The organism is Aliiroseovarius crassostreae, assembly GCF_025137635.1.
GTDB classification, from domain to species: Bacteria; Pseudomonadota; Alphaproteobacteria; order Rhodobacterales; family Rhodobacteraceae; genus Aliiroseovarius; species Aliiroseovarius crassostreae.
In genome coordinates this window covers 1,261,735-1,278,564 of the sequence record NZ_CP080772.1, presented here as the reverse complement: position 1 = coordinate 1,278,564, position 16,830 = coordinate 1,261,735, and the positions used below count along the sequence as shown (strand labels likewise).

Genomic DNA, 16,830 nt, shown 5'->3' with positions numbered 1-16,830 from the left:
TGACCCGGAAAAACCCGTTTTCCGGGCGTCAATTTCCGGTTTCCCCGAACATTGAAATCAATTCAGAAACAACATTTCCCGGCAGATCCGATTCGAGAGCCGGGCAAATTTCGCGGCCTGCGAACCTCGCTTAAAGCGTTTCGGGATTAACTTGAGACACATGTTTATTCCGAAACGCCCACGACATTGATATCTCCTGCCGCGTTTCGGTTTTGCCCTGTGTCAGGCTAAAACCGAAACGCTTTAAGAGAGAGGAAAACGCTCCCCTCCCCGCAAGACGCTCGCGTTTTTTTACCTATGAGGGTTGTGCGACGGCGGTCGTTTTCAGACATGTCGGGCGCCGCATAAGCCGCTGGTCCCGCAGGTGCGCCAAACAGGTTACAGCTTGTCCAGAGAGGTTTTCAGCGCCTCCAGAAGCGCCTCTGTTGGCTCACAACCGACCGAGAGCCGCACAAACCCTGACGGCACTGCATCCCCCCAACGCGCGCGCCGTTCAGCCGAACTGTGCACGCCTCCGAACGAGGTGGCCGGGCGCAGCAGATCACACCCATTGATGAACCGCTCCGCGCTGTCCTCATCCGCAAGGGTCAATGTCACCAGGAAGCCGAAACGCGTCATCTGCCGCTGTGCCAACGCGTGGGACGGGTGGTCCTCCAACCCCGGATAGCACAGATCCGACAGTGCAGGATGCGACCTCAAGGCCGCAGCGATCTTTCCGGCGGAGTGGCACATCCGGTCAAACCGCACCTCCAGCGTCTCCAGACCTCGATGCAGCAACCAAGCCGCCTGTGGCGCTGGGATCGCGCCCGACATCTTGCGCCAGTCCCTGACCCGGTTCAGCAACGCTTCGTTGCGCGTGGCCACGTGGCCCATCAACAGGTCTGAATGCCCCCCCGGAGCTTTGGTATCCGACGCCACGACGATATCCGCCCCCAGATCCAGCGGTCGCTGCCCCAGAGCGGTCATTGTGGTGTTGTCCACGATCGAAATCCCACCGGACGCCCGTACACGTTGTGCCACCGCTGCAAGATCACATAGATCCAGTCCCGGATTGGACGGGGTTTCGATAAAGACAACCTGATAACCGGCCATATCTTCCCGGTCATAGTCCCTTGTTGGTTTCTCAACCACGTCAACCCCGAGCCCCGCAAGGAATTCGCGCGCCAGAACCCGGGTTACGTAATACCCATCAGATGGGATCAGCACCCGGTCCCCGGCCTGGACCGTGGCAAACAGCGCGGCCGAGATTGCCCCCATGCCCGAGGGAAACGCCACACAGGGTGCCTCTTCCAGGTGGGACAGCATATGTTCCACAGCATCCCATGTCGGATTATCCACCCGGCCATAGGCCGCAAACCCGTCCGGAGCACCTGGCAGGTGGAACATTGAACTGCTCACCAGAGGTGGGGCGATCGGATCGCCTTTCGAAAGCCCCTGCCCGCGCAGATGCAGAAGATCAGCCAGTTTCTTTTGATCGGACATAATTACCCCTCCACAACAGCCGGACCTTGCATCGGTCCGCGGTTCGGGGTTGGCGAGGAGTGTGGTACCCAAGGCCGGACTCGAACCGGCACGCCCGCAAAGGCGGGGGATTTTGAATCCCCTGCGTCTACCATTCCGCCACTTGGGCACTTCACATCGGATACAATCGCCACGCGGGGAGGTCAACGGGGGAAATTGCGGTTTTTGGATAAAGTATGACCCCGCTTCGGTTTTTCACGAAACGGGGTCACGCTGGCGCCAAAGGGCGACACCTTCGGATTAGAACAACACACCGACCAGCCAGAGGGTGATGCCCGGAAAGGCCACCAGAACCACGACGCGGATCAGGTCGGACAGGACAAACGGGGCCACGCCACGATAGGTCTGCGCCATGGGAATATCGCGCGCCATCGAGTTGATGATAAAAAGGTTCATCCCCACCGGCGGCGTGATCAGCCCCACCTCCACCACGATCAGCGCAAGGATACCAAACCAGATCCCGGCTTCTTCCGGGGTCAGCCCGAAATCGAGCACTTCAATGATCGGGTAAAAGATCGGGATGGTCAGCAGGATCATCGACAGGCTGTCCATCACGCAGCCAAAGATCAGGTAGGCCACCAGCATCATCGCCAGCACCAGAAGCGGCGCATATCCCTGCCCGGCCACCCATTCGGCCAGCTGCTGCGGCGCTTGGGTAAAGGCGAGGAAGGAATTGAAGATCTGCGCACCCAGCACGATGAAAAAGATCATTGCCGTGGATTGCGCCGTGGCGAGGACAGATTGCAGGAACCCTTTCCAGCTCAGCCCGCCGGTCATCACCCCGTAAAGCCCGGTGGCAACGGCCCCCACGGCCGCGCCTTCAGTGGGGGTAAACAGCGCCTGCACGCCGGCCTTGCTCCAGTTCCAGTCACCGGCAATCCCGCCCATGACCAGTCCGAAAATCAGCACAACGGGCCAGATCGACAGGAGTGTTTTGAACCGATGGGCATAAGGCACACGTTCTGCCGTGGTGGCGCTGTCCGGGTTGATGCGCACCATGACTGCCACGGTCAGCATATACCCAAGAGCGGCCAGAATGCCCGGAACAAGCGCTGCGATGAACATCTTGACGATGTTCTGCTCGGTCAAGATCGCGTAGATCACCAAGATCACCGAGGGCGGAATGAGGATGCCCAGCGTGCCGCCCGCGGCCAGAACACCGGTTGACAGCGCGTCCGAATAGCCGCGCTTGCGCATTTCCGGCAGGGCCACCTGCCCCATGGTTGAGGCCGTAGCCAGCGACGATCCGCAAACCGCGCCAAAGCCTGCGCAGGCGCCAACGGCCGCCATCGCCACACCGCCTTTGCGATGCCCCAGCCAGTCGGATGCCGCATTGAACAGCGCCCCGGACATGCCGGATTTGGTGGCAAATTGCCCCATCAGCAAAAACAGCGGCACAATCGACAGGGAATAAGAGCTGAACGTGTCATAAGACAGCGTTTTCAACTGGCTCAGCGTCACCTTCGGGTGCCCCATCATATACCAGATCCCAAAAAACCCGGTCAGCCCCATTGCCAGACCAATCGGCAGGCGAAGGAAGATCGCCAGAAGCATGAGCGCAAAGGCGAGGATGGCAAGTTCGATACCGGTCATACGTGGCTCTCCTTGCCATCCAGAACCCAATTGAGCGATCGCCACATGGTATAGGTGGCGACAACAAAGAAGAACGCGGCCCCGATGGTGCACAGACCAAACGGGATCCACAGCGGCACTTCCAGTTCATAAGAGCTTTCCGCAAAGAAGGGCTTGGACCCGAGGCCAAACAGGGTGCGGAACGTGTCAGAGCCATAGGGGAATTTCTCACCAAACCCGAGCCAGAGACGCCACAGGATGATAAAAGCGGCACCGGTCAGGAAAACATCGCCGACAAACCCCAACAGGGCCTGCTTGCGGTCGGACAGGCGCGAGATGAAAATATCAACCGTCACGTGGCCACGCTTGTACTGACACCAGGGCATGAAGGCAAAAACCGCCACGGCACAGCCCATTTCAACGATTTCAAAATCCCCTTTGACCGGGGTCAGCCCAAAGCCTGACAAGGCCCGCCCGACGATGGATATGACGGTGGTCATGGCGATGGCGACCAGCACGGCGCCCCCTGAATAGGCCATCCAGCGACTTAGAAATTCCATCAGGCGACCAACGCGCTGCTCTGCGGATCTGGCGATAGCCATGATGCCCCCTCCCTCTTTCTCGACCCGCTATGTTTCGGGTGGTTCTCAAGAAAACTCCGGGCAGGCATCTCGGCCTGCCCGGAGGGATGTGTTTACCAGCGGATCACTGATCGGAATATTTTGCGACCAGGGCCTTGGCGTCGGCCACCATGCCCGCACCGTCCAGACCTTTTGAGGTCATGTCGGCGGCCCAGGCTTCGATCTGGGCATCCCCGATCGCCTTGATCTCGGCCACCTGTTCGGCGCTCAGCTCATGGATCTTGTTATCGGTTCCGGCAACAATCTCACGCCCGATCACATCCCCTTTGTCAAAAGAGGCCCCTGCCCAGGCCGAGGTTTCCAGGCCTGAGTTGGCATCGATCACGGCTTTCAGATCATCCGGCAGGCCGGCATAGGTGTCCTTGTTCATCGCCCAGATGAAGAAGGTGTTGTAAAGCGACCGGTCGCCCGGGATCTCGGTGTGACTGTCGGCAAGCTCATGCACTTTCAACGGCGGCACGATTTCCCACGGGATCACGCCCCCTTCGACCACGCCTTTCGACAGGCTTTCCGGGAAGGTCGGCAGCGGCATACCAACCGGGGTCGCCCCGAGCGTTTCAAACAGCGCATTGGCCTGACGCGACGGTCCACGCAGTTTCAGCCCCTCAAAATCGGACAATTGCATGACCGGTTCGCCTTTTTTGTGGATCACACCCGGACCGTGCACGTGCGTGGCCAGAAGTTTGACGTCACCCATCCGCTCCATCAGGTATTTCTCTGAAAACTCCCAGGCGGCTTTCGACGACGCCGCGGCGTTGCGTCCGGTCATGAAGGGCAGTTCAAAGGCTTCGGCTTCGGGGAAACGGCCCGGCGTATAAGCAGGCAGAGCCCAGCCACAATCAATCACGCCATCACGGATCTGATCATAAAGCGCCTGCGGCTTACCCCCCAGCTGCATCGCCGGGTAAAGCTCGACCTTGATGCGGCCACCGCTGTCTTTCTCTACCTTCTCGGCCCAGGGTGCCATGAAATAGAGCGGGGTCGAGCCCTTTGGCGGCAGGAAGTGCTGGCAGCGCAGGGTCACTTCCTGGGCAAAACTGGCACTGGCCGAGGCCCCAAGAGCCACGACACCGACAAGAGCGGATTTCAAGGTTAGTTTCATTTCGTTCCTCCCAAAACGCATGTGTTTCACAGCCCGGTCCCGGTGCTCCTCTTGCTGCCGTAACCGATCCGTCTTTGTGATAAGAGCAGGCTTGGCGCTCTTAGGCAAGCACTTTCGACCGAGCGGTCGGCTTTACTTGTCCCCTTATCCGCATTCAAAGCAGGAATTCGTTGCATAAGCAACATTTTTCTTAACGCGTTATATTTCGAAAGATTCCGAACGGATTTTACAAAACTCTCCCGTGATAATCCCTGTCTACAGCCTGTTGGCCGAAAAGGTATCACAGGCCTGAATGTCACCCGTGCCGTATCCGCGCTCGAACCAGGCGGCGCGCTGGGCGGAGCTGCCATGGGTGAAAGTATGCGGCATCGGGGTGCGCCCCGCATTGCGCTGAAGCGTGTCATCGCCAATCTGACGGGCCGCATTCACTGCCTCTTGCAAATCACCCCGTTCCAGCGTTCCGAATTTCTGTTCGGCCTCCCGCGCCCAAAGTCCCGAGAAACAATCTGCCTGCAACTCGATCCGCACCGAAATCGCATTGCTTTCCTCCTGGCTGACCTGTTGGCGCACGCGATTGGCTTTTCCAAGGATCCCCAGCTCGTTTTGCACGTGATGGGCCACCTCATGCGCCACGACATACGCCGCAGCAAAATCCCCCTTGGCCCCCAATTGCCGGGACAAGGTGGTGAAAAAAGCCGTGTCGAGATAGACTTTGCGGTCCCCCGGACAATAGAACGGTCCAGTTGCACCCGAGGCCCCGCCACAGGGGCTTTGCGTCACCCCTTTGTACAAAACCAGCGTCACCGGGTTATAAGCGGCCCCGAGCTGGTCGCGAAAAATCCCTGACCAGACCTCCTCCGTATCCGCAAGCGTGACGGACACAAACTCCCCGGCTTGCCGGTCCGCCTCCGAAATCTCGACCTGTTGTGGGGCTTGCGGTGACAGGCTGTCCTGCAGCAACGGGGTGACATCGACCCCGGTGAAATAGCCGATCGCGAGCACCGCGAGAATGCCGAAGCCCCCAAGTTGAAGACCCCCGCGCGCACGTCCCCCGGCCCGCCGCCGATCTTCGATATTGCGGCTGCCGCGCCGTCCCTTCCACTTCATGATACTCTCCCACAGTGAACTCACGATCAGTTTACCCGACCTTTTCCCGGTCACAAGCCCGCATGACGCAACAAGGCTTGACCTCATCCCTTGCGCATGTTTCGTGGTGCCCAACACCGAACGGGACTTCGGGCAGATAAGCTGAGAGCGGGTATGATCAGGCGTCTTTACAACTGGACAATGGGGCTTGCGGAACATCCGCGCGCGCTTTGGGCGCTGGCCATTGTGGCCTTTCTGGAAAGCTCGGTCTTTCCCATTCCGCCCGATATTCTGATGATCCCGATGATCATCGCCGCCCCGCGCAAAGCCTTTGTGATCGCAGCTGTGGCCCTGGTCGCCTCGGTTCTGGGCGGGATGTTCGGCTATCTGATCGGATGGGGCGTGTTTGAAAGCGTGGGACGTCCGGTGCTGGAGTTCTATGGCAAGACCGACAGTTTCGACAGCTTTGCCCGCACTTATAATGACTGGGGGGCCTGGGCGGTGCTGATCGCGGGGGTCACCCCGTTCCCCTACAAGGTGATCACCATCCTGTCGGGTTCCACCGGGCTTAACTTTACCGTCTTCATGGTGGCCTCGGTGATTGCACGCGGCCTGCGCTTTTTCATTGTCGCGGGGCTGTTGTGGAAGTTTGGCGCGCCCATACGGGACTTTATCGAACGCCGTCTTGGTCTTGTCTTTACCGTCTTTATCGTGCTCCTTTTCGGGGGCTTCTATCTGGTGAAATACCTATGAACATGATCCGCAACCTGACCTTCACCCAACTTGTGGCACTTGCGACGCTGGGGTCGATCCTTGTGCTTGGCGGGGCTTTCGCCTTTCAGGCGCTTGGCTACACGCCCTGTAAACTGTGCCTGTGGCAGCGCTGGCCTCATGCAGCGGCCATTGCGCTGGGCGGCGCGGCGATTGCCACGCAAAAACGTATCATTGCCTGGCTTGGGGCCCTGTCGGCGCTGACCACCTCCGGCATCGGATTTTATCATTCCGGCGTTGAACGCAAACTCTGGGAGGGGCCAAGCTCCTGCTCGGGCGGGTCGTCCATTGGCGAGCTGTCGCAGGAGGAGTTGCTGAACTCAATCCTCACCGCCCCGCTGGTGCGGTGTGATGAAATCCCGTGGGAGCTGTTTGGCGTGACCATGGCCAACCTGAACGCGCTAGGCTCTCTGGTGCTGGCCGGGATCTGGGTCATGGCCGCACGAAAAGCAATCTGATCGCGCGCATTGCCCCAAAGGCGCCCAGCCGAAGACACCATTGGACCGGCTGGGCCGTTCGTTTCAGACAGGCAATAAGGTTATTTGCCGTCGATTTTGCGTAAAAGCTGACGCAGGATCCCGTGAAACATCTGCACATCCTGCCGGGTCAGCGGCATGCGGCTCCACATATTGCGCAGGGCAACCTTCATCACCTCGGCCTTGGTATCTGGGAAAAAGAACCCGTGTTCATCCAGCCGGGTTTCATAATGCTCAGCCAGCTTGTCCACCTCGATCACCGTGGCGGTCTCTGTTGTGGGCATCGACAGAACCTCATGCTGCACATCAACCGACTGACGGCGAAATTCATAAGCGGTCAGAAGCACGCATTGCGCCAGGTTCAGAGAGGCGAATTGCGGGTTCACCGGCACGGTGATGATCGCATTGGACACCGCCACATCCTCGTTCTCCAGCCCGGTGCGTTCAGGCCCGAACAGGACCGCCACCTTGCGACCCTCGCGCTGCATCTGGCGGGTGTATTCCATCGCCGCTTCCGGGCTGAAAATCGGCTTGCTCAATTCCCGTGACCGGGCGGTGGTGGCAAAGACAAAGTCACAATCCCCCACCGCATCAGCCACGCTGTCATGCACCGTTGCGCCATCCAGAACCCGCCCGGCCCCCGAGGCCATGGCCACCGCATCCGGGTTCGGCCAGCCGTCCCGCGGGGCGACAACCCGCATCCGCTCCAACCCGAAATTCAGCATTGCCCGCGCAGCCGAACCGATATTCTGGCCCATTTGTGGGCGCACCAGCACAATTGCGGGATCAGGACCCATTTCGCTCATGACCAAGACCTTTCCAAAACGTCGCGCCGTGATACGCTGGCCCTGACCGGAATTGCAAGGAGGCGCCATGGCCTATGATACGGAAACTTACGAAATCCTTGCTCGGGATCTGATCGGGCTGCCCGACATTTCGGAAAAGAAGATGTTTGGCGGTGTGGCCTTCCTGCTGGCAGGAAACATGCTGTGCGGCGTGCACAAAAACGGGGCGATGTATCGCGTTGGCAAGGACAATGAAGGGCTTGCCCTGGCGCTGGACGGGGTGGTGCCGATGGCGTTCACCGGGCGCCGGATGGGGGGATTTGTCGATGTCTCTCCCGACGCGCTGGAAAACGACCAGACCCGTGCGCAGCTTTTGCAACTGGCACAGGGGTTTGTCGCCACTTTGCCCGCCAAATAGACCTCTTGGGAGAGGTCACGCCACCCGCCTCTTGCAAAATATGCGATTTGGCTCAATAAGCGCAAAAAGAATTGGGACGGACCACCCGGAAAGGATCATGATATGGCTGAAGCACAAGAGTTGGAACGCCCGCAGATCTACCTGCTGACCCCGCCTGAATTCGAATTGTCGACCTTCCCCACCGATCTGGCCCGCGTGCTTGACAGTGCCGAAATCGCCTGCCTGCGCCTGATGCTGGCCACCTCGGATGAGGACCGGATCATGCGCGCCGCAGATGTCTGCCGCGAAGTGGCCCATGCGCGCGACGTGCCGATCGTGATTTCGGAACATGCCCTGATGGTGGAACGCCTTGGGCTGGACGGGGTCCATCTGGGTGATGGCGCGCGCCGCGTGCGCAAGACCCGCACCGATCTGGGGCAGGATGCCATTGTTGGTGCTTATTGCACCAACTCCCGCCACGAAGGCATGAATGCGGGCGAAAACGGCGCGGATTATGTCAGCTTTGGCCCCGCGGGCCTGTCCACCCTTGGCGATGGCACCCGCGCAGAGGCCGAGCTGTTTGGCTGGTGGAGCGAGATGATCGAAGTGCCGGTTGTGGCCGAGGGGGCGCTCGATGCAGATATCATCCGCGCCCTGACCCCGATCACCGATTTTTTTGCCATCGGAGAAGAGATCTGGCGCATGGAAGATCCCGTGGCCGCGCTGAAAACCCTGATCAACGCCATGGACGAGGGACTGGCTGGTTGATCAGACCACAGACAAGAGCGCGAAAATTCCCCCGTTCTGCTGACAGGCAGGCGGGGGTTTTCATTTTCAGCAGATGAAATGCGAAAAACCGCTCAGAACCAGCCCTGCACGGTCTCGGCCCCGGAATGCACATCCCGTGACGCGCCCTTGACCGTTTCACACCCCGCCAGAGCCACCATCGCCAACAGGCAGGACATCATCGCAAATCGTTTTGTCATCTTTTCACCCTAAAACGTTTCGTGATTAACCTGAGACATGGTTATCACGAAACGCCCGCATTATTGATCTCTCTTGCCGCGTTTCGGTTTCACCCTTTGTCAGGTTAAAGCCGAAACGCTTTATTGATGTGACAGATATACCCGACAGCTGTTCTTGGTATATCCTTTCCCCGGCAATCTAGCGACAAATCTCCGATTGGAAAACCGGCAATTCAGGGTTGGTGCACGCTGCCCAGATCCGCCAGCACCTCGGGATCCGTGGTTTCAACATCCAACTCTCCCAGCCCATTGCGCACCTCATGTTCACAATGGGCCGCAAGAGCCTTGCGGTTCGCAAAATCGGTCACCTTGACCGGTTTGTGATAGACCACCTCAACCCGGCCCTGACGCCGTGCCGCAAGGGTTTGCAGCAGATGCGGGGCAAAGGCCATATCCCCCCACCAACCATAAAAGCGCGGATCTTCTCCTTCGGGCGCAAAATACCGCACCGTGACCGGCTGAACCCACATGAAACTGCGCAGCTCCGGCGCAAAGAACGCCGCGAAAAGCGTTGATTTAAAAGGAAGAACACGGCGCGCGTCCGACGATGTGCCCTCAGGGAAGAACAAAAGCTTATGACCTGCGGACAGACGATCCCGAAATATCCCGATCTGGCTGGTCGCTTCTTTGCGGTCGCGTTTGATGAACACGGTGCCGGTGGCGCGGGCCAGCCAGCCGATCCCGGGCCAGGAAGCGACCTCAGCCTTTGACACGAAATAGACGCGTTTCTTGGCGTTGAGGGCAAAGATATCAAGCCACCCCCCGTGATTGGCCACCACCGCGCCCTTTTCGCGCATTTGCCCACCACGCGCGGAGAACGGGATGCCCAGCACGAAAAACGCCGATCGACAGACAAACTGCGTGATAAAAGGGGTGATCGGACGATTCAGTCCAAACAAGGGGCGCTCAATCAGGCGCACAAGCAGCAGCACCAGCAGGCCTCCAAAGACGAGAATGGCCAGAGGCACGCCGCGCAGGACAGCCCGAATGCCGCCAGCCCATCCGGGACGAAACGCCCCCGGTTCCTCTTCCCCACGCCAAAGAGCGGTCATGTTTTCTGCTCCGTATTTCTGGGGCCGGTCTTACCCTCAGTGTAATAGGCTTTGTGCTTGGCGCTCATCCGCTTTGTATCCATGATCAGGCAGACATCGGTGGTGTTGAAACCGTGATCGACAAAGGCCCCGTCTCCCACAAATCCACCGACGCGCAGATAGGCCTTGATCAGCGCAGGCACCGCGCGCATGGCAGCAGGCCGGTCGATCTGATCTTCGGGCAACAGGTTCATGGATTGATAGACGTCACGCTGCGCCGTGGTCCGCAGCTCTGGCGGGGCCAGATGGCGATGATGCAGCAGGGACAAAGGCCCCTTCAAGGCGTCGATATCCGTGCCATGAAACGAGGCGACCCCGAACAGGATTTCAATTTCATGTTCAGCGACATAGCTGGCCAGGCCGTTCCACAGATGCAGCATCGCCGTGCCGCCACGATAATCGGGATGCACGCAGGATCGCCCAAGTTCCAGAAGTTTCCGACCCGAGGTTTTAAGCACGGTCAGATCATACTCATCCTCGGAATAGAACCGGCCCGGACCGCCCTGCTCTGCTGTCATCCGCTCGCCCCGCATCAGGCGATACACCCCAACCGCAGGAGACCCTTCGCGCGCGTGGTCAAACAGAATCAGGTGATCGAAATAGGGATCGAACACATCTTTTTCCAGCATCTGGTCGTGGTCCACCAGTGGTCCGCCACTGCCCAGTTCCCGCACAAACACATCATAGCGCAAACGCTGGGCTGCGCGCAGATCTGCCGCATCACGCGCCAATCTCAGCTCAAACACAGGCTCTGCCCCTTGCATGTCGCTTTGTCCTCATACACCGGCACCGGTTTCCAACGCGGTTTTACGTCGAGCCCTTACGCGATGCAACGCCGCCACGCACACGCATTGGTTGCTGCTTCTTAACCAATTGTCTAGGATTGAGTGTCATCACTATCGAAAACCGGCATGAGCTCTACCACGTTCGTATCAATTACCTGTTTGCCGACATGTTCAAAATTGGCGGTCACCTTGCCACCAATATTGCTTTGCACCTGCCCAAGCCCCCAATCGGGCTGCATGGGATGGCGCACGAGCATCCCCGGTTCCAAGAGTGAATTCATATTTAGCCCTTTCCTGACAGGAGCACCCCATGACCACCGCGACCAGAGACCTGACCGCCCTGATCGGATCACGGATCTGCCATGACCTTATCAGCCCTTTGGGCGCAATCAGCAATGGGGTTGAGCTTTTGGAGTTGTCTGGCCTTGGGGACAGCCCGGAGATGGCTCTGATCTCGGAAAGTGTGCAGAATGCCAATGCAAGGATCCGATTTTTCCGCGTGGCTTTCGGATCTGCCAATGACGGGCAAAATGTGGCTGAACGTGAAATCCGTGCGGTGCTTTCCGCGGGAGGTGAAGGGCGCAGGGTTGAAATTCTCTGGACCCCGGTTGGCGATCAGCCCCGCGGTCAGGTCAAGCTCGCGTTTCTTGTCCTGCAATGCATGGAAACGGCCATGCCCTGGGGCGGCAAGATCGTGGTGACGGAACAGGACGGGTATTGGAGCCTCTGGGCCGAGGCCGACCGGTTCAACACCGATCCTGCACTTTGGGCGCTGATTACCAAGCCGGACCAAACCACCAATGTTTTGCCCGCGCAGGTTCATTATGCCCTGATTGCACCGGAACTGGCGCGGCAGGGACGCCAGGCCGAGGTCACCCTGACTGACAATTCGATCAACGTGATGTTCTGAAGTAGTTTTGCGCTGCACGCAATGCCTCCGGCGGAGGTATTTGGCGCAAGAAAAAGGGCGCTGGATTTTTTGCGCCCTTTTTGCTGATTTTCAAGACGGGATCAGGCGCGGGTGGTGCCGTCACCTTCCACAAGATATTTGAAACTGGTCAGCTGCATTGCCCCGACCGGTCCACGCGCATGCATCTTGCCGGTGGCGATGCCAATCTCGGCCCCCATGCCAAACTCGCCCCCATCGGCAAACTGGGTGGAGGCATTGCGCATCAGGATGGCGCTGTCGAGCCGGGTGAAGAACCGCGCGGCGGTGGCGTCATTTTCCGTCATGATCGCATCGGTGTGAGACGAGGAATACCGGTTGATATGGGCAATGGCCCCATCCACATCCTCGACCAGTCTGGCGGCAATGATGCGGTCAAGATATTCCTTGCCCCAGTCCTCTTCGGTTGCGGCAACGCTGCCGGACAGCCCGGCACCCACACGCACTTCAACCCCGGCGGCCATCAGATCATTGATCACTTTCTGGCCCAGCTCCTGTGCATCCTTATGGATCAGCAAACATTCCGCAGCTCCGCAAATGCCGGTGCGCCGGGTCTTGGCATTCATCACCACACGCGCGGTCTTCTCGGCGTCTGCATCCTTGTCGATATAGATATGCACAATGCCTTCGAGATGGGCAAAAACCGGCACGCGGGCTTCGCGTTGCACCAGCCCGACAAGCCCTTTGCCCCCGCGCGGCACAATCACATCCACATGATCGGTCATGGTCAGCATTTCACTGACAGCGGCGCGGTCACGGGTCGGAATGCGTTGAATGGCATCCACGGGCAACCCGGCGGCACGCAGCCCATCCTGCAGGCAGGCATGGATCACGCCGGCGGAATGGAAGCTTTCTGATCCCCCACGCAGGATGACGGCATTGCCAGCCTTGAGGCAGAGCGCGCCCGCGTCGGCGGTCACATTCGGGCGGCTTTCATAAATCACGCCAATCACACCAAGAGGGGTGCGCACCCGCTTGATATGCAACCCCGAGGGGCGATCCCATTCTTCGGTCACCTGACCGACCGGATCATCCTGCCGGGCAACCGTGCGCAAGCCCTCACACATCGCCTGGATCCGGTCTTCGTCGAGCATCAGGCGATCCATCATCGCATCCGACAACCCTTTTTCACGGCCATAGGCCATGTCCTGCGCGTTGGCGGCGATGATTTCATCCCGTCGCGCCCAACAGGCCTCTGCGGCCGCAATCAGCGCGGTTTCCTTTGCCTCGGATGGAGCGAAGGCCAGTTCCCTGGACGCAGCTTTTGCGCGTTCACCGATCTGGGTCATCATCGTCTTGATGTCGTCGCTCATCTCACTCTCCGTGTGAAGTTTTTCGTTTAGCTTTTTGATTTACAGGGACATATCGTCCCGATGAATAAGTGCGGCCCGGCCGGAATAGCCCAAAACCGCCTCGATCTGGTCAGAGCGTTTTCCGGCAATGGCGCGGGCCTCGTCTGCGGTATAGCGGCTGAGACCCGACCCGATATGCACCCCATCCGGGCCATGAATGGTCACGCTGTCCCCACGACCGAAACTGCCATAGACGGCACTGACACCGGCGGGCAGCAGGGACTTTCCCTGACCCAGCGCACGGGCAGCGCCCGCATCCACAACGATATCGCCTTGCGGCTTCATCGACGCAATCCATTTCTTGCGAGATGTCTTGGGGTCCGTGCCTGCAACAAACAAAGTGCTCGGCGCCCCTTCTTCCAGCGTTTTCAAGGGATTGAAGCGCGACCCTTCGGTGATGGTCATGGCGCAGCCTGCCCCGGTTGCGGTTTTGGCGGCCATCACCTTGGTTTTCATGCCGCCCTTTGACAGACCGGTTCCCGCATCCCCCGCCATCGCTTCGATTTCCGGGGTGATCTCATCAATAACGTCAAACCGTGTGGCAGAGGCATCAACCCGCGGATTTCCGGTATAAAGCCCGTCCACATCCGACAGGAGCACCAGATGGTCGGCACCGATGGTGACGGCAACCTGCGCCGCGAGGCGATCATTGTCGCCAAAACGGATCTCATCCGTTGCCACCGTATCGTTTTCATTCACAATCGGCACCGCGCCCAGGGACAGCAGCGTCTCAAGCGTGGCACGGGAATTCAGGTAGCGGCGGCGATCTGCGCTGTCTTCCAGCGTGACCAGCACCTGTGCGGTGGTGGCACCGTGATGGGCCAGCGCCTGTTCATATGCACGGGCCAAACGGATCTGCCCCACGGCGGCAGCCGCCTGCGCCTGTTCCAGCGACAGGGTTCCCGGTGTCAGCCCGAGCACCCCTCGTCCCAGCGCAATGGAGCCGGAAGACACCAAAACCACGTCAGCGCCCCGCCCCTTGAGCCAGGCGACATCTTCTGCCAGCGATGCCAGCCAATCCGATTTCAGGGCCCCTGTTTGCGCATCAACCAGCAATGCAGACCCGATCTTGACGACAATGCGCCGGGCGTTGGCCAGTGTCCCGCTCAGGGTTGCCATTTCTCGGGCTCCTCTGCGGGTTTCTGGCGAATGCGATCTTCCGAGATTTCCCGGCGCAGCGCCCGCAACACGTCGATCGTGCCTTTCTGCGCCGCCCCGGACATGAGCAGGACCGGGCCAGCCACGGCCTCAAGCTCAGCCTGTTTTTCTGCCAGTTCCTCATCCGACAGCGCATCCACCTTGTTCAGAACCGTCACGCGGGTCTTGCCCCCGAGGATATCCCCATAGGCTTCAACCTCGGTGATGATGGTCTGCCAGTCGCCCGCCACATCATCAGACGTGCCATCGACGAGGTGAAGCAACACCGCGCAGCGTTCCACATGACCAAGAAACAGGTCCCCCAGTCCACGCCCTTCGCTGGCCCCTTCGATCAGGCCGGGAATGTCTGCAACCACAAACTCGGCCCCATCAACGCCAACCACACCCAGGTTGGGGTGAAGCGTGGTAAACGGATAGTCGGCAATTTTGGGGCGCGCATTTGAGGTCGCCGCGAGGAAGGTTGATTTGCCCGCATTGGGCAGCCCCAGCAGCCCCACGTCTGCAATCAGTTTCAGGCGCAGCCAGATGGTGCGATCCACCCCCGGCTGCCCCGGATTGGCGCGACGCGGCGCCTGGTTGGTCGAGGATTTGAAATGCAGGTTGCCAAAACCGCCATTGCCGCCCTTGGCCAGCACCACGCGCTGCCCCACTTCGGTCAGGTCGGCAAGCACGGTTTCCTGATCTTCGTCGAGGATCTCGGTCCCGACCGGCACGCGCAGCACGATATCCTTGCCATCCGCGCCGGTGCGCTGATTGCCCATGCCGGGGCGGCCATTATCGGCAAAGAAATGCTGCTGATAGCGGAAATCAATAAGGGTGTTCAGCCCCTCGACCACTTCGGCAATCACGGACCCGCCCTTGCCGCCATCACCACCATCCGGTCCACCATATTCAATGAACTTTTCGCGCCGGAAAGACACGCAGCCCCCCCCACCGCCACCAGAGCGGATATAGACCTTGGCGAGATCGAGAAACTTCATGACATGTGCCTTTCTGGTGGGCTGTGTTAGTGAATACTGGCGATAGAGGGAAATGGGCGCGTGCTCAAGTCTTTGCAGGGCTTTGTGCGCAATAAGCCGCGAAAACCGTGGGCTTACGGGCGGGACAGACGATAGGTGAGTGTCGGAAGCTCCGCATCCCGCGCCCGACAATAGCCACGACAGGGGCCGGTTGCAACAAAGCCAAGCTTTTCCAGCACCCGGCCCGAGGCGGGGTTGTCCCCGAACACACAGGCCGAAATCTCGGTCCAGTCATAGCGCTGCCAGCAATGCGCAATCAGCGCCTGCCCCATCTCCGTGGCAAATCCCCGGCCCCAATGGGCAGGCGCGAACATATAACCCATTTCGGGCAGTTGGCCGTCCCGCGACGCGATCCCCATACTGCCCACCAGCTCACCTTTGTGAAATACCTGTCCCACCATGCCCAATTGCGGATCTGAGGGCACGCAGCGGGCGCGGGTATGATCGCGCTCCGCAGGCCAGGGCCAGGTTGCCGTCATCTTGACCACATCATGATGCGATACAAGCGCGTGCAGGGCCTCCAGATCAGCGGGCTCCGTCCGGCGCATCATAAGTCGCCGGGTTACCAGGCGCGTCATCATGTCCGCCCCTCCCAATCCGCACGCGTCAGGCAGAGCTTGACCAGATCCTGGGTCTTGTTCTGCGACACACAAAAGGCTGGTTCCACCTGCCCGGTGGAAAGAAATCCAAGTTTGGTCAGAACATTCCGTGAGGATTTGTTGCCATGGAAATGACCGGACAAAAGAGTGTCGGCATCCGTATTGCAGAAATACCAATCGACCAGTGCCCTCGCCGCCTCGGTCATGACGCCCTGCCCCTGATGAGAGCGGGCCAGCCAATATCCCAGACTGTCGCCAATCCCGATCACGCCCAGAACACCCTCTCCCTTGCAGATGGCCAGCGCCTCATGGGCGGGTTTGCCTTCAAGAAACGCCAAGAACCCGTCAAAATCTGCCGGACCATAGGGGAAGGGAACGACGGTCAGCCATTTTGTGACCTCGTAATCATTCAGCCCCTTCACCACTTGGTCACGATCCCGCACCGAAAGAGGGCGCAGCGTGAACCGCTCAGTCTCGATCAACATGCCCCACCCTTTCGTCCAG

General features: G+C 59.4%; 20 protein-coding genes and 1 tRNA gene. 5 read left to right on the top strand and 16 right to left on the bottom strand.

The features are described 5' to 3' along the window. Positions 1–378: 378 nt before the first annotated feature. The 6 genes from K3J57_RS06150 to ypfJ form a co-directional block, all read right to left on the bottom strand. Entirely contained in the window at positions 379–1,482 is a 1,104-nt protein-coding gene (locus K3J57_RS06150) for a cystathionine gamma-lyase (RefSeq protein ID WP_259797547.1), read from the bottom strand. A gap of 62 nt (positions 1,483–1,544) precedes the next feature. Beyond that, positions 1,545–1,630 (bottom strand) — tRNA-Leu (locus K3J57_RS06145). Positions 1,631–1,761: 131 nt separating this feature from the next. Continuing rightward, the gene (locus K3J57_RS06140; RefSeq protein ID WP_259797544.1) at positions 1,762–3,114 is read right to left on the bottom strand and encodes a TRAP transporter large permease; all 1,353 of its coding nucleotides are present in this window, start codon (positions 3,112–3,114) and stop codon (positions 1,762–1,764) included. Beyond that, positions 3,111–3,695, bottom strand: coding sequence for a TRAP transporter small permease (locus tag K3J57_RS06135; protein WP_259797539.1), 585 nt, complete (start codon positions 3,693–3,695; stop codon positions 3,111–3,113). Before K3J57_RS06135 ends, K3J57_RS06140 begins: the two co-directional genes overlap by 4 nt. Positions 3,696–3,798: 103 nt before the next feature. Continuing rightward, a complete protein-coding gene (locus tag K3J57_RS06130) occupies positions 3,799–4,836 on the bottom strand; it encodes a TRAP transporter substrate-binding protein (protein ID WP_259786737.1) in 1,038 nt (345 codons plus the stop codon). Positions 4,837–5,091: 255 nt separating this feature from the next. Further along, positions 5,092–5,943, bottom strand: coding sequence for a KPN_02809 family neutral zinc metallopeptidase (gene ypfJ / locus K3J57_RS06125; RefSeq protein ID WP_173487440.1), 852 nt, complete (start codon positions 5,941–5,943; stop codon positions 5,092–5,094). Between the two features lie 153 nt (positions 5,944–6,096). Here ypfJ and K3J57_RS06120 point away from each other — a divergent pair, with 153 nt between their 5' ends. Continuing rightward, positions 6,097–6,675 (top strand): YqaA family protein, encoded by a 579-nt coding sequence (locus K3J57_RS06120; protein WP_259777189.1) that lies wholly within the window; start codon positions 6,097–6,099, stop codon positions 6,673–6,675. Next, on the top strand, positions 6,672–7,151 hold the full coding sequence (locus tag K3J57_RS06115) for a disulfide bond formation protein B (protein ID WP_259777188.1): 480 nt from the start codon (positions 6,672–6,674) through the stop codon (positions 7,149–7,151). Before K3J57_RS06120 ends, K3J57_RS06115 begins: the two co-directional genes overlap by 4 nt. A gap of 80 nt (positions 7,152–7,231) precedes the next feature. Here the strand turns inward: K3J57_RS06115 and K3J57_RS06110 are convergent, their stop codons facing one another. Then, on the bottom strand, positions 7,232–7,975 hold the full coding sequence (locus K3J57_RS06110) for an RNA methyltransferase (protein WP_259797537.1): 744 nt from the start codon (positions 7,973–7,975) through the stop codon (positions 7,232–7,234). Between the two features lie 67 nt (positions 7,976–8,042). On the opposite strand from K3J57_RS06110, the gene K3J57_RS06105 reads away from it, so the two are divergent. Further along, positions 8,043–8,372, top strand: coding sequence for a TfoX/Sxy family protein (locus K3J57_RS06105; RefSeq protein ID WP_259797536.1), 330 nt, complete (start codon positions 8,043–8,045; stop codon positions 8,370–8,372). A gap of 102 nt (positions 8,373–8,474) precedes the next feature. Continuing rightward, positions 8,475–9,119, top strand: coding sequence for a thiamine phosphate synthase (locus tag K3J57_RS06100; protein WP_259797535.1), 645 nt, complete (start codon positions 8,475–8,477; stop codon positions 9,117–9,119). Between the two features lie 92 nt (positions 9,120–9,211). On the opposite strand, the gene K3J57_RS06095 is transcribed toward K3J57_RS06100, so the two are convergent. The 4 genes from K3J57_RS06095 to K3J57_RS06080 all read right to left on the bottom strand — a co-directional run bounded on the left by K3J57_RS06095 (position 9,212) and on the right by K3J57_RS06080 (position 11,533). Then, positions 9,212–9,337: an entericidin gene (locus K3J57_RS06095; protein WP_139231384.1), complete on the bottom strand. Its 126-nt coding sequence runs from the start codon at positions 9,335–9,337 to the stop codon at positions 9,212–9,214. Between the two features lie 212 nt (positions 9,338–9,549). Further along, a complete protein-coding gene (olsA, locus tag K3J57_RS06090; RefSeq protein WP_259794447.1) occupies positions 9,550–10,428 on the bottom strand; it encodes a lyso-ornithine lipid O-acyltransferase in 879 nt (292 codons plus the stop codon). Further along, positions 10,425–11,231: an L-ornithine N(alpha)-acyltransferase gene (gene olsB / locus K3J57_RS06085; RefSeq protein WP_259794446.1), complete on the bottom strand. Its 807-nt coding sequence runs from the start codon at positions 11,229–11,231 to the stop codon at positions 10,425–10,427. Before olsB ends, olsA begins: the two co-directional genes overlap by 4 nt. A 113-nt stretch (positions 11,232–11,344) precedes the next feature. Beyond that, on the bottom strand, positions 11,345–11,533 hold the full coding sequence (locus K3J57_RS06080; RefSeq protein ID WP_055191879.1) for a DUF3553 domain-containing protein: 189 nt from the start codon (positions 11,531–11,533) through the stop codon (positions 11,345–11,347). A gap of 29 nt (positions 11,534–11,562) precedes the next feature. On the opposite strand from K3J57_RS06080, the gene K3J57_RS06075 reads away from it, so the two are divergent. Beyond that, the gene (locus K3J57_RS06075) at positions 11,563–12,162 is read left to right on the top strand and encodes a histidine phosphotransferase family protein (RefSeq protein WP_259797534.1); all 600 of its coding nucleotides are present in this window, start codon (positions 11,563–11,565) and stop codon (positions 12,160–12,162) included. A gap of 101 nt (positions 12,163–12,263) precedes the next feature. On the opposite strand, the gene K3J57_RS06070 is transcribed toward K3J57_RS06075, so the two are convergent. The 5 genes from K3J57_RS06070 to K3J57_RS06050 form a co-directional block, all read right to left on the bottom strand. Then, entirely contained in the window at positions 12,264–13,511 is a 1,248-nt protein-coding gene (locus K3J57_RS06070) for a glutamate-5-semialdehyde dehydrogenase (RefSeq protein ID WP_259797533.1), read from the bottom strand. A 39-nt stretch (positions 13,512–13,550) separates the two neighbouring features. Next, positions 13,551–14,669: a glutamate 5-kinase gene (gene proB / locus K3J57_RS06065; RefSeq protein ID WP_259786725.1), complete on the bottom strand. Its 1,119-nt coding sequence runs from the start codon at positions 14,667–14,669 to the stop codon at positions 13,551–13,553. Continuing rightward, a complete protein-coding gene (gene obgE, locus K3J57_RS06060; protein ID WP_173487429.1) occupies positions 14,657–15,688 on the bottom strand; it encodes a GTPase ObgE in 1,032 nt (343 codons plus the stop codon). The genes proB and obgE overlap by 13 nt, the downstream gene beginning before the upstream one ends. 113 nt (positions 15,689–15,801) lie before the next feature. Next, the gene (locus tag K3J57_RS06055) at positions 15,802–16,308 is read right to left on the bottom strand and encodes a GNAT family N-acetyltransferase (RefSeq protein WP_259794441.1); all 507 of its coding nucleotides are present in this window, start codon (positions 16,306–16,308) and stop codon (positions 15,802–15,804) included. Further along, the gene (locus tag K3J57_RS06050; RefSeq protein WP_259797532.1) at positions 16,305–16,811 is read right to left on the bottom strand and encodes a GNAT family N-acetyltransferase; all 507 of its coding nucleotides are present in this window, start codon (positions 16,809–16,811) and stop codon (positions 16,305–16,307) included. Before K3J57_RS06050 ends, K3J57_RS06055 begins: the two co-directional genes overlap by 4 nt. Positions 16,812–16,830: the final 19 nt, after the last annotated feature.

Bases quoted from the DNA above. Each gene is read 5' to 3' on its own strand.
- K3J57_RS06150 (WP_259797547.1), bottom strand. From the start codon at position 1,482: ATGTCCGATCAAAAGAAACTGGCTGATCTTCTGCATCTGCGCGGGCAG.
- K3J57_RS06140 (WP_259797544.1), bottom strand. From the start codon at position 3,114: ATGACCGGTATCGAACTTGCCATCCTCGCCTTTGCGCTCATGCTTCTG.
- K3J57_RS06135 (WP_259797539.1), bottom strand. From the start codon at position 3,695: ATGGCTATCGCCAGATCCGCAGAGCAGCGCGTTGGTCGCCTGATGGAA.
- K3J57_RS06130 (WP_259786737.1), bottom strand. From the start codon at position 4,836: ATGAAACTAACCTTGAAATCCGCTCTTGTCGGTGTCGTGGCTCTTGGG.
- ypfJ (WP_173487440.1), bottom strand. From the start codon at position 5,943: ATGAAGTGGAAGGGACGGCGCGGCAGCCGCAATATCGAAGATCGGCGG.
- K3J57_RS06120 (WP_259777189.1), top strand. From the start codon at position 6,097: ATGATCAGGCGTCTTTACAACTGGACAATGGGGCTTGCGGAACATCCG.
- K3J57_RS06115 (WP_259777188.1), top strand. From the start codon at position 6,672: ATGAACATGATCCGCAACCTGACCTTCACCCAACTTGTGGCACTTGCG.
- K3J57_RS06110 (WP_259797537.1), bottom strand. From the start codon at position 7,975: ATGAGCGAAATGGGTCCTGATCCCGCAATTGTGCTGGTGCGCCCACAA.
- K3J57_RS06105 (WP_259797536.1), top strand. From the start codon at position 8,043: ATGGCCTATGATACGGAAACTTACGAAATCCTTGCTCGGGATCTGATC.
- K3J57_RS06100 (WP_259797535.1), top strand. From the start codon at position 8,475: ATGGCTGAAGCACAAGAGTTGGAACGCCCGCAGATCTACCTGCTGACC.
- K3J57_RS06095 (WP_139231384.1), bottom strand. From the start codon at position 9,337: ATGACAAAACGATTTGCGATGATGTCCTGCCTGTTGGCGATGGTGGCT.
- olsA (WP_259794447.1), bottom strand. From the start codon at position 10,428: ATGACCGCTCTTTGGCGTGGGGAAGAGGAACCGGGGGCGTTTCGTCCC.
- olsB (WP_259794446.1), bottom strand. From the start codon at position 11,231: ATGCAAGGGGCAGAGCCTGTGTTTGAGCTGAGATTGGCGCGTGATGCG.
- K3J57_RS06080 (WP_055191879.1), bottom strand. From the start codon at position 11,533: ATGAATTCACTCTTGGAACCGGGGATGCTCGTGCGCCATCCCATGCAG.
- K3J57_RS06075 (WP_259797534.1), top strand. From the start codon at position 11,563: ATGACCACCGCGACCAGAGACCTGACCGCCCTGATCGGATCACGGATC.
- K3J57_RS06070 (WP_259797533.1), bottom strand. From the start codon at position 13,511: ATGAGCGACGACATCAAGACGATGATGACCCAGATCGGTGAACGCGCA.
- proB (WP_259786725.1), bottom strand. From the start codon at position 14,669: ATGGCAACCCTGAGCGGGACACTGGCCAACGCCCGGCGCATTGTCGTC.
- obgE (WP_173487429.1), bottom strand. From the start codon at position 15,688: ATGAAGTTTCTCGATCTCGCCAAGGTCTATATCCGCTCTGGTGGCGGT.
- K3J57_RS06055 (WP_259794441.1), bottom strand. From the start codon at position 16,308: ATGATGACGCGCCTGGTAACCCGGCGACTTATGATGCGCCGGACGGAG.
- K3J57_RS06050 (WP_259797532.1), bottom strand. From the start codon at position 16,811: ATGTTGATCGAGACTGAGCGGTTCACGCTGCGCCCTCTTTCGGTGCGG.